Genomic DNA, 15,991 nt, shown 5'->3' on the forward strand with positions numbered 1-15,991 from the left:
AATGGCGAATGGTAGATGTATGAAACTCTCTGATGCTGAGAAATGTTGATCACCCACAAGGCGTTGTCAGGCAAAAGCAATCTTGAGAGATTGCTTTTGCCTGACAACACCACATCGCCAAACAAATTGACCGACCAGCAGTTCCCCTCCCCTGTCCCTAACCGGCGAAACCCGGCGGGCCAGGCAATCCACCAGTACCGCAGCGTGCTGGACAGGACAAGAACAACCGGTAGATTATTCAATGCCACCATCACACGCCCCGCCACCCCGGCCCTCATCGCACCACCCAACGTATGCCCCGCTGGCTGTTCTGCCTCATCATCCTGCTGTGCAACACCCCCGGAGCCTACGCCCTCGACCCAAACAAAGTCCTGACGCAATACGTCCGCCAAGTCTGGCTCGCCAGTGACGGACTCCCCCTCAACGCCATCTTCACCATCACGCAAACCCGCGACGGCTACATCTGGGTCGGCACCCACGAAGGTCTGGCACGTTTCGACGGCATCCACTTCACCACCTTCAATCGCCAGAACACTCCCATCCTCAACAACAACCGCATCACCGTACTGTGCGAAGCCCCGTCCGGCGCCCTCTGGATCGGCACCGGAGGTGACCGCTTCTTCAGCAGCGGCGGCGTCCGTGGCGGCGGACTGTTCCGGTATGACCAGGGACGCTGGCAACGCTTCGGAATGGATGACGGTCTTCCCGATGACATCATCAATGCCCTCACCATAGACCCACCCGGGACACTCTGGGCCGGCACCATGAATGGACTGGTGGCGTTCGACGGGCAGCGATTTACCCACTACACCGCCGGACTGCCCAGTACCAAAATCGCCGCCCTGCGCTTTGACCGCCAGGGCATACTCTGGATCGGCACGACCAGCGGGCTGGCTCGCTTCCAGCAGGGACGGATCGAAACCACAGAACTGACTGACCACAGTATCCAGGCGCTGTACGAAGACCAGGCCGGATGCCTCTGGATTGGCACCCAGACCGGACTGCTCTACCGCCCCCCATCATCCACCCGCTGCATCCCCACCAAAGTCACCAGCCCGTTGACATACTCCCCTGCCTAAAGGCAGGGGATTCTTGTTCTTGGTTCTGCGAGCGCACTTACTTCATCAGGTTGCCCCTCTAAAGCAGCGGTGCATCTCTCCCCAAGCGTTCCCTCTTTCGAGGCAGTTCCCTTTTGCCCAAAGGTACTGTTTTGCCACTCCATTCCCAAGATGCTTAGTCCCTTCTTGAGGATGTTCAAAGCCGCATTCTGGTCTCTGTCTGATTCAAATCCACATTGAGGACAACTATGGGTTCTGGTGGATAGGGTTTTTACTACCCTATGCCCACAGTTACTACAGTCCTGTGTGGTGTACTGCGGCGGTACGCTGACGACTGCCTTGTCCCACACCTTGCCGTAGTAGTCCAGCCACGCAGTGAATTGAGACCAGCCAGCATCATGAATGGATTTGGCAAGATGATGATTTTTGACCAGGTTCTTCACCTGCAAGTCTTCATACGCCACGACATCGTGAGATGCCACCACGCACCGTGCCTGCTTAATTGCCCAGTCTTTACGCTGGCGTTGGACTTTCAGATGCACTTTGCCCAGTCGCTTTCTTTGCTTGTGGTAGTTCCTGGATTGGGATTTTGCCCCCTTCTTGAACTTCCGACTTAATCTGCGCTGGTGTTGCTTTAACCTTCTTTCACTACGCCTCAAAAACTTAGGATACTCTACAGGGTTGCCGTTCTGGTCGGTGTAGAAAGCCTTTAAGCCCAAGTCAATGCCAATAACATTGCCTGTGTATGCTCCCTGCTCTTTGCGCTCCACATCCAGGCAGAACTGAGCATAGTACCCATCTGCCCTGCGTATCACCCGCACCCGATTGATTTTGGAGTTTAGGATATGGTGTCTTGCCTCACCATTGCAGTACAGAGCAAAAGCACCAGCATTGAAGCCATCAGTGAAGATGATAGACATTCCATCTCCTGACAGCTTCCAGCCAGATACCTTGTATTCCACAGAACGGCAATGCTTCTTGAACTTGGGATACCCTTTCCTGACCGCCTTGTTTCTGCAGTTGGTATAGAACCGAGAAATGGAAGCCCAGGCTCGCTCTGCACTTGCCTGCCTTGCCGCTGAGTTTAACTTCCTGGCAAAGTCAAACTCTTTGGCCAGGTCTTGGCAGTAGGCATAGAGAACAGCTTTGTTTACGCTCTTGTTGTCCATCCAGTACCGCACACATTTGTTTCTGACAAACTGTGCGGTACGGATGGCTTCATCCAGAGCCTGATACTGCTCTGCTGTCCCGTTGAGTAGCTTGGCTTCCATGACTCTCATACTGCTATTTTATCACAGGTTTGGCTTGATAAAACAGCGTGCGCCTTATATCCCTGCCCTAAAGTGCAGGGCTTTACGGCGTTTTTTCGGTAACGGACATCTGCGAAGACCCCGACGGCAACCTCCGGGTAAGCACCTACACCCAGGGACTGATCCGCTGCCGTGGCGAAACCATTGACGTGTTCACACCACCCCCCCATCCCGGAACGGACACTGTGACCTTCGGCGTCCACGAAATGTCCCTCTGTCTCCTGACCGGACGCGAAGGCGAACTCTGGGTGGGAACGGGACGCGGGTTGTACTGCTTTCACGACGGGGCCGTGACCCCTCTGGGCGAACCCGAAGGACTTTTGGGAACCTATACCTACCCCATCCTGCAGGACCGGGCGGGAGTGATCTGGGTCGGCACGAGCGAAGGCGGGCTGTCACGTATCGAACAGGGCAAAGTGACGGCTACCTGGGGCCAGCGTCCGGGAAAGTCGGGCCGGCCGGGGCTGCCGGGTGACGACGTCCTGGCGCTGTGTGAAGACCATACCGGCGCGCTGTGGCTCGGCTCCTCCACCGGACTGACCCGCAAGGAAGGCAACCGTTTCACCACCTACCGACCAGCCAACGGACTGAGCGGACTCCCCGTGCGCGTCATCCACGAGGAACCCGACGGCAGCCTGCTGATTGGCGCCGGCACGACACTCTGCCGCTTTGCCGGAGGCAAGTTCACCCGGATGGGAACAAACGAAGGCTACCCCGTTCCCGACGCCCAGGTACTGTTCATCGGACGTGACCGGGATGGCAACCTGTGGATCGGCACCAATCGCGGGCTGGTCTGCCAGCGGCAGGGACGCTTCACCCTTTACGGTGTGGCGGACGGACTGCCCAACCCCAACGTCAAATACCTCTACCACGACTCACAGGGCATTCTCTGGTTTGGCACGGCCGGCGGACTGGTTCACTTCGCCAACCACCGGTTCACCGCCATCACGACCCGGCAGGGACTGTTCGACGACAACATTCACGTCATTCTGGTGGACGATCAGGATCGCTTCTGGATGTCCAGCAATCTGGGAATTTTCACCGTCCCACGGGCTGAACTCACTGCCTGCGCCGAAAAACGGCAACCCCGCGTCACATGTCGCGTGTTTGGCCCGTCCGACGGCATGCGCGACCAGGAAGGCAACGGCAGCCGCCAGCCCGCCGGCTGCCGGGCCGCCGATGGAAGCCTGTGGTTTCCCACGACCAACGGGATCGCCATCCTCAACCCAGTCACACTGCCTTACAACGCTTCGCCGCCACCCGTGACCATCGAACGGCTGCTGGCCGATGGGCAATCCTTGGAAAACCTGTCTCCGGTGCTGCCCGTGCACACCCAAACCGTTGAAATCCACTACACGGGTCTCAGTTTTATCCTGCCCAAGCAGGTGACCTTTGCCTATCAGCTCAGCGGTCTCAGTCAGGACTGGCAAGCCGCCGGCTCACGGCGGACGGCTTATTTCAGCGGTCTGCCCCCCGGCACGTACACCTTCCGCGTGCGCGCTTTCAACCGCGACGGTGTGGCCAGCGCGAATGTGGCTGAAGTCAGGTTTTCCATTCCCGCGCCCTGGTACCGTACCCGCCTCGCCTATGCCGGCTACCTCCTGCTGGCGCTCAGTCTCATTGCCGAAGGCGTTCGGTGGCGGCTCGCGGCGCTGCGCCGGCTGGCCCTCCGCCTCGAACAGACCGTGGCGGCGCGTACGGCTGAAATTTACCAACAACAGGAAGCACTACGCGGCCAGCGCGATGAAATCGAACGCAAAAACGCCGAGATGCTTGAGAGCATCCGCTACGCCGAGCGCATCCAACGGGCGCTGCTGCCACGTGCCGGACAACTCACCACAACACTCACCGATGCCTTCGTGGTGTATCTGCCGCGCGATATTGTCTCGGGAGACTTTTACCGAAAAAACGCCGTAAAGCCCTGCACTTTAGGGCAGGGATATAAGGCGCACGCTGTTTTATCAAGCCAAACCTGTGATAAAATAGCAGTATGAGAGTCATGGAAGCCAAGCTACTCAACGGGACAGTAGAGCAGTATCAGGCTCTGGATGAAGCCATCCGTACCGCACAGTTTGTCAGAAACAAATGTGTGCGGTACTGGATGGACAACAAGAGCGTCAACAAAGCTGTTCTCTATGCCCACTGCAAAGACCTGGCCAAAGAGTTTGACTTTGTCAGGAAGTTAAACTCAGCGGCAAGGCAGGCAAGTGCAGAGCGAGCCTGGGCTTCCATTTCCCGGTTCCATACCAACTGCAGAAACAAGGCGGTCAAGAAAGGGTATCCCAAGTTCAAGAAGCATTGCCGTTCTGTGGAATACAAGGTATCTGGCTGGAAGCTGTCAGGAGATGGAATGTCTATCACCTTCACTGATGGCTTCAATGCTGGTGCTTTTGCTCTGTACTGCAATGGTGAGGCAAGACACCATATCCTAAACTCCAAAATCAATCGGGTGCGGGTGATACGCAGGGCAGATGGGTACTATGCTCAGTTCTGCCTGGATGTGGAGCGCAAAGAGCGGGGAGAATACACAGGCAATGTGATTGGCATTGACTTGGGCTTAAAGGCTTTCTACACCGACCAGAACGGCAACCCTGTAGAGTATCCTAAGTTTTTGAGGCGTAGTGAAAGGAAGTTAAAGCAACACCAGCGCAGATTAAGTCGGAAGTTCAAGAAGGGGGCAAAATCCCAATCCAAGAACTACCACAAGCAAAGAAAGCGACTGGGCAAAGTGCATCTGAAAGTCCAACGCCAGCGTAAAGACTGGGCAATTAAGCAGGCACGGTGCGTGGTGGCATCTCACGATGTCGTGGCGTATGAAGACTTGCAGGTGAAGAACCTGGTCAAAAATCATCATCTTGCCAAATCCATTCATGATGCTGGCTGGTCTCAATTCACTGCGTGGCTGGACTACTACGGCAAGGTGTGGGACAAGGCAGTCGTCAGCGTACCGCCGCAGTACACCACACAGGACTGTAGTCACTGTGGGCATAGGGTAGTAAAAACCCTATCCACCAGAACCCATAGTTGTCCTCAATGTGGATTTGAACTAGACAGAGACCAGAATGCGGCTTTGAACATCCTCAAGAAGGGACTAAGCATCTTGGGAATGGAGTGGCAAAACAGTACCTTTGGGCAAAAGGGAACTGCCTCGAAAGAGGGAACGCTTGGGGAGAGATGCACCGCTGCTTTAGAGGGGCAACCTGATGAAGTAAGTGCGCTCGCAGAACCAAGAACAAGAATCCCCTGCCTTTAGGCAGGGGAGTATGTCAATGGTTGCGTAACCTCGACGCCGATACGGTGCTTCTGGCCGTCGGCGACTGCACCGGGCACGGCGTACCGGGCGCGCTGATGTCCATGATCGGCATCACACTGCTCGATCGACTCATTCAGGAAGGTGTGACTGAACCGGCTCTCATTCTGGAACAGCTCCACCTTGGCATTCGCCGCGCCCTGCAGCAGGACGGTGACACCAAAACCGCCAGGACGGCATGGACATCGGACTGTGCCGCATCGAACGCGCGACTGGCCGGCTCTGCTTTTCCGGCGCGGCCCTTCGCGCTTACCTCGTGACGCCGGCCGGTGAACTCACCACCATCAAAGGCGATACGAAATCCATCGGCGGACGCCAACGCGAGGCATACCGGACCTTCACCCACCACGAGGTTGACTACGCTGACGGAACCATGCTGTACCTGCTGACCGATGGTTTCACCGACCAGAAAAACCCCACCGGTGAACGCTATGGTTCGCGCCGAACCGGGCAGAAGCTGCAGCAAATAGCCAGCCTGCCAGCCGCCAGGCAGGCCGAAGCCCTCTCACGGGAAATCCATCTCTTTCGCGGCACAGAAGCCCAACTCGATGACATTGCCATTGTTGGTGTCCGCCTCAAGGTGAAACATGGCGAGTAGCGAGTAGCGAGTAGCGAGTAGCGAGTGGCGAATAGCGAATGGGGAATGGAAAATGGAGACTGAGAAATGGAAAGTGAAAAAAGGATAGAAACATACGAACGAACCAGCCAGCTCTCCGTTATCTGCTCGCATCGTTCCTTTCCCCATCAGCTATTCGCTATTCGCTATTCGCCACCCCCCACTCGCCACTCGCTACTTACCACTCACTACTCGCCACTCGCCACTCGCTACTCTCCACTCGCTACTCTCCACTCGCCACTCGCCCCCCTCACTCACGCTCCCGGATCGTCACCTGCAACGTTTCCCCTTCTGTCACAACAGCCACCCGCACCCGTAGCCGGGCGGCACAAGCGGAGACCTGCCCGGCCGGTACAGTCACAACCACCTGTTCACCATCGAGCCGTACGCTCCCACCAAACTCACGCACTACCGTCGCCACCTGAGTCAGCGCCGCGCGCCGGTTCGCCACCACCAGGCGTAAGGTCAGCGCCGTAACCGGGGCGGCTGCCCCCTGCGCATTGGCCGCCGAACCCGGTTTTGCCTTGGGGGCTTCCTTCGTTTCATCGCGTGCGCTGTCAGCAGTTCCAGTACCGGACGCTCGCCCGGCCACAGGCGGTGGAGCCCCCGCCTCCAGCGGCGGGGCCGCGGCCAAGGGACGGGCTTCCCGCCGTTCCGCCGACATCGCTTCTGCCTTGTGCGCCGTTTCATCTCCGGCTGACGGCACGGGCGCAGCGGGTACCCGCCCGGCCGGTGGCCCTGCCGGGGCGGCCAGTGGCGACGGCGCAGAGGCCACCTCAGCCCGTTGCGAGTCTTCCGCCACCCTGGCCGAACCGGCTGAGGGCCCCGACCGCTTTGATTTCCCCTCCGGCGACGCCGCTTCCGATGCCGATGCTGCCGGGTCTTTTTTCCGTGGTGCAGCACCAGCCGGTGTGGCTTCGGCGGGCAGTGCCGGACGGGCGGCATCCTCCGGCCGGGCCGGCGCCAACTCCGGCCGCGCCAGCGGCTCTGAATTTTCAGACACCTTTGACTGTGCCAGTTCATCCGGCGCCGACGGGCTGAGAACCCACCACCACAAACCGCCCCCAACCAGCAAGAACACACCTGCCGCAGCCCCCAGCGCCCAGACCGGCGAACGAACATTCCATTGCCAGGGCATCCACCCGGACAGCCACCCGGCAAATCTTCCGGTTGACCGGTCAGGCTTGGCCGCCGGCAACGACGCCGCAGGGCGCCAGCCGGCACGGGCCAGAATTTCCCCCGCCGACGGCCACCCGCTTGGCTCCGGCACGTCCCAGTGCGTTCCCTCCAACCACTTGCGCGCCGTTCGCAGCTCTTCCAGCCTTTCCCGCGCCGCCGCGGAACGCGCCAGCAAGTCGGCAACTTCCCGGTGGCGCGCCGGCGGCAGCTTGCCGTCGAGGTAATCCTCGAAGTCGCCATACAGCGGATTGTCGAGTTCCTCGGACGCAGATGACATAGCCAGTCCTTCAGTTGTGGGTACAGTTGGCAAGCTGGTAGTCGCTGCCGACAGAAAAAGGTTCCGGCTGGCAGGTTATACGGCACTCAAAAATTTCAGTGTGACAACCCAAGCATGTTACAAAGCACGAACAACCGCCGTTCATTCAGCCAGTGGTGAACAACCGCCTTTATCAGCCTTAGCCTTTTATACCACGATGTCTGAACTCGATGTGCTTCTGATGGCGCTGCGCCGTTTCACCTCCCCGGCTCCATGCCACTTGGCGCTCGCCACCGTGGTGAGTGTTACCGGCTCGTTCTACCGGCGGCCCGGGGCGCGCATGCTCATCGCTGAAACAGGCGAGACGGTTGGCAACATCAGTGGCGGCTGCCTTGAACCGGACCTCATCGAGCGGGCGCAGGCGATTCTGGCCAGCGGCAAAGCGCAACTGGTGAGCTATGACCTGCACGATGTCGCTACGGATACGACGTGGGGGCCGGCGCTGGGCTGTGAAGGCGAAACCCTCATCTACATCGAGCCTTTCCACGCCAACCAGAGCCATCACCCTCTCGACCTGCTGGCCCTGACCCGCGCAACCGGCGAAGATGCTGCCTTGGCACATGTTTTCCAGGCAGAAGGTGAGTTTGCCGGGCGCGCCGGCTTTCGGCTGCTGCATACCGCCGACACCCCCGAAGCCAACGGTGCGCCGATTGAACAGGCAGGCTGGATACGGCAGCTCCACTTCGAACTGCGCACCTGCCTGTCTGAACGCCGCTCCCGGCAGATGACCTACACCACTGCGCGGGGCAGCCTCAGAGCCTTTGTCGAATTCCTGCCCGCGCCGCTCCAACTGACCATTCTGGGCGCTGGCGATGATGCACTTCCCCTGGCACAACTCGCCGACCGGCTCGGCTGGCATGTCACTGTGGCCGACTGGCGTCCCGCGCTGGCCACGCCGGAACGCTTCCCCACCGCCCGGCAGGTACTCGTGGTGCCCACGGTCAATGACCTCCCGCTGCGGGCGCAGGATCATGTCGTCGTCATGACCCATCACTACCCCAGCGACAAAGCCATCGTACGCCGTTTGGCCGCCGTCCAACCGCGCTACGTCGGCCTGCTGGGTCCCCGGCGGCGCACCGAACGCATGCTGGCCGAACTGGCGGACGAAGGCTGTCGTGTTGCTCCAGAAATTGTTGAAGCCTGGCACTTTCCGGTTGGTCTCGACCTCGGCGCGGAAACGCCCGTGGAAGTGGCGGTCTCCATCGTGGCTGAAATTCTGGCCGTTGCCAACCGGCGCAACGGCCAGTTTCTGCGCCAACGCGAAGCACCCATTCACACGCCCCTGCCAGTCTCCTCCTCCCTGTCGCCATGAGCGTCGCGCCCGGACGGTTTCCCAGTGCCGCCATCCTGCTGGCCGGTGGCGCGGCGCGGCGGATGGGCGGACGCCCCAAGCTTCTGCTGTCCATTGACGGCGAATCCCTCCTGCAACGCGCCATCCGCTTGGCGCGCGCGGTTCAAGCTGCGCCCATCCTCGTTGTGCTTGGCGGCCATGCCGAAAGCTACCGCGCCCACCTCGCCGACGCCGACAGCGGCCCCGATGTCCAACTCATTGACAACCCACAGTGGGCGGAAGGGTTGGGCGCGTCGTTGCGCTGTGGCGTCGCAGCACTTCCCCCGAACCGGCCGCCGGAAGCCACCTTCTTCGTCCTCGCCCCGGACCAACCGCTGGTGTCGGTCACACAGCTTCACCGGCTTCAGGACGCTCTCCGCGACCATCCCGAAGCCACGGCGGCCGCCTGCGACTATGCCGGGACGCCCGGCGTGCCGGTACTCTTCCGGTACGTCTGGCGTCACCGGCTGCTGGAAGCGCATGGCGACATCGGCGCCCGACGCTACCTGCAGGAATACCGCCACGAGGTGACGACGTTGCCCTTCCCTGAAGGCGCATGCGACATTGACACCGACGAAGACTACGCCGCCTTTCTGCGTCGGTAACATTCCAGGCGCCCCATGCCGCACCCCGCCGCCAATGTGCCTCCTTTGCGCCCCGGTCTGGTCATCGGTGAGTACCGCCTCGATGCCTCGCTGACGGCCGATGTGGGCGATGCCGCGTGGCGCGGGCAAAGCCTGTTGGATCAGGCTATCGTCCGGCTTGATGTGTTTCAGGACACACCGGCGACGAGTCCGTTGACCCGCGTGGCCTTCGAGCTGGCCAAGCTACCCCCGCACCCCAACCTGCTTCCGGTGCTGGATGTCGTGACCATGGACGCACTGACGTTCGTCGTCAGCCCCTACTTGCCCACATCGCTGGCCGAGCGTCCACGTCCGCTCACGCCGGAAGCAGCCGTCCACACCATCCGGCAGCTTCTGGAGGCGCTTCAGGTGTTGCACGAACACGGGCAGGTACACGGACGACTTGCCCCGGATTACGTGGCGCTCGACGGTGAACATGTGCGCCTGCGCGGCTACGGCTTCAGCCAGGTCCGCCCGCGTCCGGCGGAAATCCTGCCGTATGTCTCTCCCCATGCGCTCGACGCGCCGCCGACGCCCCAGGACGACATCTGGGCAGCCGGCGTGCTGCTGTTCGAGTTGCTGAGCGGAGACCTGCCGTTTCCGCACCAGAACCAAGACGATCTGCTGCTGGCGATTCGGACGCTCTATCCTGACCCACTTCCACATACGCTTCCGGCGCGACTGCGGCATATCGTCGCGCGTGCGCTCGAACGCGACCGCCGCCGGCAGTACGCCACTGCGCAGCAGATGGCCGAAGAACTGACCGCCTGCGCCGCAGAACTCGCCCAGGAAACCACGGCACGTACGTCGTCACCGTCCCTCCGTCCGTTTGCCGTGGCGTCCATCGCTTCCCCGCCCGGACGCCACACGGGACGCCTGGCGCTACTGGTTATCGGACTCATCAGTTTTCTGATGCTGGCCGGCATCTGGCTAACCGTTCGGTATTTTGAAGGCAAAGACATGTGGCGAATGCTGCCGAACGAGACGATTGTGGCCCCGGCAGGCGGCGACTTTGCAACAATTTCAGAAGCCATCCGGTCAGCCCGGACCGGCGCGCGCATTCTCATTCGTCCCGGCGTGTACCGCGAAACTGTCCTCCTGACAAAAAACATCGAACTCGTCGCCGATGGTCCGGCTGGCAGCGTCATTATTGCTTCACATGATGCGCCCTGCCTGCGCCAGAGCCTCGGCGCGCAGGTTGTGCGCGGCCTGACGCTGCAAAGCCATCAGGCTCCGGCCATACAACTCAATGGGGGCGCGCTTACTATCGAGGACAGTCAGATGACGGCTGTGGCGGGCGAGGGGGTTGCCGTGAAAGGGACGGAGACGCGGCTTGTCATGCGCCGCAGCCGCCTGCACGACGGACCGGGCCATGGTCTTGCCGCCACCGATGGCGCCCGGCTGGAACTCGTTGAATGTGACATTATCGGACACGGCGGAGATGGCATCCGGCTTACCGGGCAGGCCCAGCTCCGGGCCTATGACAGCCGCATTGCAGACAACCGGCAGGCGGGCGTCCGGGCGCTGGAGCGCGCTGCCGCCCGGCTCGAACGGTGCACGCTGGAGCGTAACGGCAAGGCAACGGACGGCAATGTGACCCTGGGGCAATTACCGGGAGCGCAGGCTTCCAAGCCGGCATTGAAAGAGGGACTTCCAGCCCGCAGCCAGCATTGCGCTTCACACGTGTTCCCGGCAAACTGGCGACATTCCACTCCACACACAGGTTTGACGCACCATGGCCCTGAATGACATCTCACTTGCCGGCAAGGTTGCCATCGTCACCGGCGGCGGCCGCGGCATCGGTAAATCCATCACGAAGCATTTCGTCGCGGCTGGCGCCAATGTCGTCATTGCCAGCCGCAAGCTGGAAGTGCTTCAGGCGACAGCCGCCGAGCTGTCCGACATGCCCGGACGCATCCACTGCGTCGGCTGCCATGTCGGACGCAAGGAAGACATCGAAAACCTCGTGGCCGAAACAGAAAGGGTTTTCGGCCCGGTGGATATTCTCGTCAACAACAGCGTGACGAACATTGGCCAAGGGCCGTCGCTCGATGTGACCGACGAAATGCTCGACAAAATGGTGGATGTCAACGTGAAGTCTGTGCTGCGGCTCATCCGGCTGACTGTGCCCAAGATGATCGAGCGCGGCACCGGCGGCTCCATCATCAACGTCGTGTCCATTTCCGGCATTCAGCCGCAGTATCAGGGACTGCTGTACAGCTTCACCAAAGCCGGACTTATCATGATGACGCGCAACTGGGCGCAGGAATTCAGCCCCCACGGCGTTCGGGTCAACGCGCTGGCACCGGGTCTTGTTCGCACCGACTTCAGCGAGTTCTATTGGAAGAACGAAGACCTGATGCGCCGCCTCAAAGCCACCCAGCCCATTCCACGCATTGGCGAACCGGATGACATCGGCTTTGCCGCGCTGTTTCTGGCCTCCGACAAGGCATCCTACATGACCGGCCAGGTGTTAACCGTGGACGGTGGGGCGCTCATCCAGCGGGTACTGTGAATGGCAACCCCGGCGGAAACCTTCCGGCAGCAGTTTGGCGTCGGCGGCCGGTGTTTTTCAGCTCCCGGACGGGTCAACCTCATCGGCGAACACGTGGATTACAACGCGGGCATCGTACTGCCGATGGCAATCGGGTTGCGCCTGTGGGTCTGGGCCAGTCCCCGTTCTGACCGGCAACTGCACGTCATCGCCCACGACCTGGGGGAAACAGACGTTCTTGACCTCGATGCCCCCGGCCGGCGTACCGGCACGTGGCGTGATTACCTTGCCGGAACGGCCTTTCACCTCGAAGCTGCCGGTTTTCGCCTGACCGGCGCGAACCTGCTTATCACGAGCGACATTCCGACCGGAGCGGGACTGTCTTCCTCGGCCGCGTTGGAAGTCGCCGTCGGCTTTGCCCTGCTCACTCTGGCCGGACACACAGTTGACCGTCTGGCACTCGCCCGCGCCGGACAGGCGGCCGAGCACGATTTCGTCGGAACGCGCTGCGGACTGATGGACCAGTTCGTGGTGGCGCACGGGCGCGCCGGGCATGCCGTCTGGCTGGACTGCCGTTCCCTGGCTTTTGACTTCATTCCGCTCGACACAAACCAGTGCGCCGTCGTGGTGGTCGACAGCGGCGTGAAGCACCAGTTGGCGGCTTCGGAATACAACACACGCCGGCAGGAATGCGAAGCTGCACTCAGTGTTCTCCAACGCCTGTTTCCCGACCGGACAACATTGCGGGATGTCACCGAAGCCGAACTGGCGCAGGCGGCCGGGATGCTTTCGGATTCACTCTTGCAACGGGCGCGGCATGTCGTGACCGAGATCGGCCGGGTCACGGCATTTGCCCAAGCGCTGCGCGCCAGCGACTGGACCCAGGCCGGGGCGTTGCTGACGGCTTCCCACCGGTCACTTTCGGAAGACTATGCCGTGAGTTGCCCGGAACTCGATGCGCTGGTGGCGGCCGCCCGGCAGATTCCCGGCTGTTACGGTGCGCGGCTGACCGGCGGCGGGTTTGGTGGCTGTACGGTCAACCTCGTCGCGCCGGAAGCCCTGGATGCCTTTTTGCGTGAAGTCCCACGGGCCTATGCCCAACACACCGGCGGCACGGCCCGGATGTGGGTCGTCCAACCGGCCGCTGGCGTCGGCGAAATGGACTGACCGGACAGCCTTGGTCGGGAAAAGACAGGCTGTTTGTTTAGCCACGTCAATTGTTCGTCTTCCACGATAACTTAGCTCATCCTGCGGGGACACCAACCCCACCCTTCTGGAGTACAAAGCTGTCCATGCCTGGTGTTCGGATGCACGTATGGTGTGTCACCGTTCTGGCCCTGCTGTGGCTGACCGTTGGCGCTTCGGCCCAGACGCCCAACCCGATGGCGATCACCGTCGAACAGGCCGTCGCCGAAGCCCTGCAACGCAACCTCAGCATTCTGGCTGAACGCTACGAAATTCCACGGGCCGAAGCCGAAGTCATCGCGGCCCGGCTGCGTCCCAATCCGGTGCTGAGTCTGGGTGGAGACCACCTGGATGTACTCGGCACGGGCTACGACGCCATCAACAATGCCGGCCCGCCAGAATATGCGGCACGTGTGGACTGGCCGCTGGAACGCCCAAGCAAGCGCCGCGCCCGGATCGCCGTCGCTGAACAGGCCCGGGCAGCAGCCGAATTTCGCCTGCAAGACGCTTTGCGCCAGCTCACACTTGAAGTCCAGCAGGCGTTTGTCGAACTTCAGGCCGCCAAAGAAAGCCTGCAACTGGCGCGCGCCAACCAGCAGACCTTTGAAGAACTCGTCGCCATCAATGCCGCCCGGGTGCGGGCCGGCGATCTGGCCCCGATTGAACTGGTACGGACGCGCGTTTCCGCCATCCAGCTCAACCAGGCGGTCATTCAGGCGGAAACCCGCTGGCGCGTGGCGCAAAACCGGCTTCAGGCCCTGATGGGGCGAGCCGAGGCGCTGGATACCTTCGAGGCCGTCGGGGACATGCGCCGGGATGACCTTCCGCCGGGGCTTTCCCCGCTGCTGTCCCGCGCGCTTGATCTGCGCCCCGACCTGCGTGCGCTGCGCGCCGAGCAGGCGCGGACGCTGGCCGATCTCAAACTCCAGATTGCCCAGGGCAAAATCGAGTACACCGTCGGCGTGGAATACCGCCGCCAGCAGGGTCTGGCCGGAACGGGCAACTCGCTGGGACTGTTCCTGTCCCTGCCGCTGACCATCTATGACCGCAATCAGGGCGGGATTGCCCGGGCGCAGGCCGAAATCCGCCAGTCCGAACTGCGCATTGCGGCCCTCGAACGGGAAATCCGCGCCCAACTTGAAGCCACGTATGCCCAGTGCCGGGCCGCCAACACCGTCCTGCTGAGCTTCGAGAGCGGCCTGCTCGAACAGGCCCGCGATGTTCTCAACGTGACCGAATACGCCTACCGCCGGGGTGAAGCCAGTTTCGTTGAATTTCTGGACGCCCAGCGGACCTACAACGAAACGATGCAGGGCTACATTGATGCCCGCGCCGAATATGCGCGGCTGCGTTTTACGCTGGACAACCTGACCGCTCAGGGAACGCCATGAGAGATGTCTTGAAAACCCACGCCGGTCGACTGGCCTTAGCTGGCTTTGTCATGAGTCTGGCCATCGGGTGCCAGAAACCGACGGAAGCGCCGGTCAATCCGGCCCGGAAAGACGACTGGAAACAGGAAATCCGGGTTGAACCCGTGACCGTCGAACGTGTGCCGCGCGATGAAGTCGTCGCACCCGGCAAGGTCGAACTCGATCCCAACCGCATTGCGCGCATCATGCTGCCACTGCCCGGACGCATTACGGAAGTGCGTGTCCGGGTAGGCGATGCTGTCCGGGCCGGCCAACCGCTGGTGACGCTGGAAAGCCCGGACGTGGCAGAAGCCATCGGGGCGCTGCGGCAGGCTGAAGCCAATCTCGTGCAGGCCCGGGCTGGTCTGGCGCAGGCCGAAGCGGCGCTGGCCAAAGCCGAGCAGGATGCCGAACGCGCCAAAGACCTCTACGAACACCGGGCCATTGCCCAGAAGGAAGTTCTGGCGGCGGACAACGTTGTGGTGCAGTCCCGCGCAGCGGTTGAGCAGGCCCGCGCCGTCGTGGCGCAGGCCGAAGCCGGCCGGGAACAGGTGCGCCGGCGGCTCGAAACCCTTGGGCTGGATGACAGCGGACGCGAACAGCGCATTACCGTCCGCGCCCCGCTCAACGGCAAGGTCCTTGAACTCGCCGTGGTTCCCGGCGAGTACCGTACCGATACGTCCGTGTCGCTGATGACCATCGCCGACCTGAGTCGGCTGGTCGTCACGGCCAACGTCCCGGAAGCCAACCTCTACCTTGTGGAGGTGGGTGAAAACGTCGAAGTCGAACTGACGGCTTTTCCCAACGAACGTTTCACCGGGCGGGTCATCCGCATTGCCGACACCATTGACCCCCAGACCCGGACGGCGCGGGTCATTGTGGAACTCACTTCCGGCGTACAGCGGCTGCGCCCGGACATGTTCGCCCGTCTCCGCCTCTCTGACGCCCCGACGCCGCTGCCGGTGATTCCGAAAGCGGCAGTCGTGGAACGGGAAGGTGTCACCGGTGTCTTTGTTGAACGGGAAGCGGGCAGGTTTGACTGGCGTCCCGTGCGGGTGGGCGTGGCGCTTGGCGAGCGGGTCGCCGTGCTCGAAGGTCTCCGGCCGGAGGAACGGGTGGTGGTCGGGGGAACGATGCTGCTGTACCGCAATTGAAGCGAGG

14 protein-coding genes are annotated in these 15,991 nt (G+C 61.5%); 12 read left to right on the top strand and 2 right to left on the bottom strand.

Annotated elements, in window-relative coordinates; all coding sequences use genetic code 11:
• The first annotated feature begins 293 nt into the window (after positions 1 to 293).
• Positions 294 to 1,079 (top strand): ligand-binding sensor domain-containing protein, encoded by a 786-nt coding sequence (locus tag CABTHER_RS12835; RefSeq protein WP_014101089.1) that lies wholly within the window; start codon positions 294 to 296, stop codon positions 1,077 to 1,079.
• Here the strand turns inward: CABTHER_RS12835 and CABTHER_RS12840 are convergent.
• Entirely contained in the window at positions 1,076 to 2,338 is a 1,263-nt protein-coding gene (locus tag CABTHER_RS12840; RefSeq protein ID WP_014101090.1) for an RNA-guided endonuclease InsQ/TnpB family protein, read from the bottom strand. The genes CABTHER_RS12835 and CABTHER_RS12840 overlap by 4 nt on opposite strands.
• Positions 2,339 to 2,517: 179 nt before the next feature.
• Between CABTHER_RS12840 and CABTHER_RS12845 the strand changes: the two genes are divergently transcribed.
• From CABTHER_RS12845 to CABTHER_RS12860, 4 genes are read left to right on the top strand one after another with little or no spacing between them, the layout of a single operon-like run.
• Positions 2,518 to 4,362 carry a ligand-binding sensor domain-containing protein gene (locus tag CABTHER_RS12845; protein WP_148264109.1) on the top strand — a complete coding sequence of 615 codons (1,845 nt, stop codon included), beginning with the start codon at positions 2,518 to 2,520 and terminating at the stop codon, positions 4,360 to 4,362.
• A complete protein-coding gene (locus CABTHER_RS12850; RefSeq protein ID WP_014101092.1) occupies positions 4,359 to 5,621 on the top strand; it encodes an RNA-guided endonuclease InsQ/TnpB family protein in 1,263 nt (420 codons plus the stop codon). Before CABTHER_RS12845 ends, CABTHER_RS12850 begins: the two co-directional genes overlap by 4 nt.
• A gap of 20 nt (positions 5,622 to 5,641) precedes the next feature.
• The gene (locus CABTHER_RS17640) at positions 5,642 to 5,938 is read left to right on the top strand and encodes a SpoIIE family protein phosphatase (protein WP_014101093.1); all 297 of its coding nucleotides are present in this window, start codon (positions 5,642 to 5,644) and stop codon (positions 5,936 to 5,938) included.
• Positions 5,857 to 6,276 carry a PP2C family protein-serine/threonine phosphatase gene (locus tag CABTHER_RS12860; protein WP_041569980.1) on the top strand — a complete coding sequence of 140 codons (420 nt, stop codon included), beginning with the start codon at positions 5,857 to 5,859 and terminating at the stop codon, positions 6,274 to 6,276. Before CABTHER_RS17640 ends, CABTHER_RS12860 begins: the two co-directional genes overlap by 82 nt.
• 268 nt (positions 6,277 to 6,544) lie before the next feature.
• On the opposite strand, the gene CABTHER_RS16170 is transcribed toward CABTHER_RS12860, so the two are convergent.
• Positions 6,545 to 7,750, bottom strand: coding sequence for an anti-sigma factor (locus CABTHER_RS16170; RefSeq protein WP_014101095.1), 1,206 nt, complete (start codon positions 7,748 to 7,750; stop codon positions 6,545 to 6,547).
• Between the two features lie 196 nt (positions 7,751 to 7,946).
• Here CABTHER_RS16170 and CABTHER_RS12875 point away from each other — a divergent pair, with 196 nt between their 5' ends.
• The 7 genes from CABTHER_RS12875 to CABTHER_RS12905 all read left to right on the top strand — a co-directional run bounded on the left by CABTHER_RS12875 (position 7,947) and on the right by CABTHER_RS12905 (position 15,984).
• Positions 7,947 to 9,101 carry an XdhC family protein gene (locus CABTHER_RS12875; protein WP_014101096.1) on the top strand — a complete coding sequence of 385 codons (1,155 nt, stop codon included), beginning with the start codon at positions 7,947 to 7,949 and terminating at the stop codon, positions 9,099 to 9,101.
• Complete coding sequence (locus CABTHER_RS12880; RefSeq protein ID WP_014101097.1) at positions 9,098 to 9,724, top strand: nucleotidyltransferase family protein; 627 nt, start codon at positions 9,098 to 9,100, stop codon at positions 9,722 to 9,724. The genes CABTHER_RS12875 and CABTHER_RS12880 overlap by 4 nt, the downstream gene beginning before the upstream one ends.
• Before the next feature lie 15 nt (positions 9,725 to 9,739).
• On the top strand, positions 9,740 to 11,491 hold the full coding sequence (locus CABTHER_RS12885) for a protein kinase domain-containing protein (protein WP_014101098.1): 1,752 nt from the start codon (positions 9,740 to 9,742) through the stop codon (positions 11,489 to 11,491).
• The gene (locus tag CABTHER_RS12890) at positions 11,478 to 12,257 is read left to right on the top strand and encodes an SDR family NAD(P)-dependent oxidoreductase (protein ID WP_041569983.1); all 780 of its coding nucleotides are present in this window, start codon (positions 11,478 to 11,480) and stop codon (positions 12,255 to 12,257) included. The genes CABTHER_RS12885 and CABTHER_RS12890 overlap by 14 nt, the downstream gene beginning before the upstream one ends.
• Positions 12,258 to 13,403 (top strand): galactokinase, encoded by a 1,146-nt coding sequence (gene galK, locus CABTHER_RS12895; protein ID WP_014101101.1) that lies wholly within the window; start codon positions 12,258 to 12,260, stop codon positions 13,401 to 13,403.
• 125 nt (positions 13,404 to 13,528) lie between these two features.
• Complete coding sequence (locus CABTHER_RS12900) at positions 13,529 to 14,812, top strand: TolC family protein (protein ID WP_081464930.1); 1,284 nt, start codon at positions 13,529 to 13,531, stop codon at positions 14,810 to 14,812.
• Positions 14,809 to 15,984 carry an efflux RND transporter periplasmic adaptor subunit gene (locus tag CABTHER_RS12905; protein ID WP_081464931.1) on the top strand — a complete coding sequence of 392 codons (1,176 nt, stop codon included), beginning with the start codon at positions 14,809 to 14,811 and terminating at the stop codon, positions 15,982 to 15,984. The genes CABTHER_RS12900 and CABTHER_RS12905 overlap by 4 nt, the downstream gene beginning before the upstream one ends.
• Positions 15,985 to 15,991 lie beyond the last annotated feature (7 nt).

It is taken from the genome of Chloracidobacterium thermophilum B (genome assembly GCF_000226295.1).
GTDB classification, from domain to species: domain Bacteria; phylum Acidobacteriota; class Blastocatellia; order Chloracidobacteriales; family Chloracidobacteriaceae; genus Chloracidobacterium; species Chloracidobacterium thermophilum.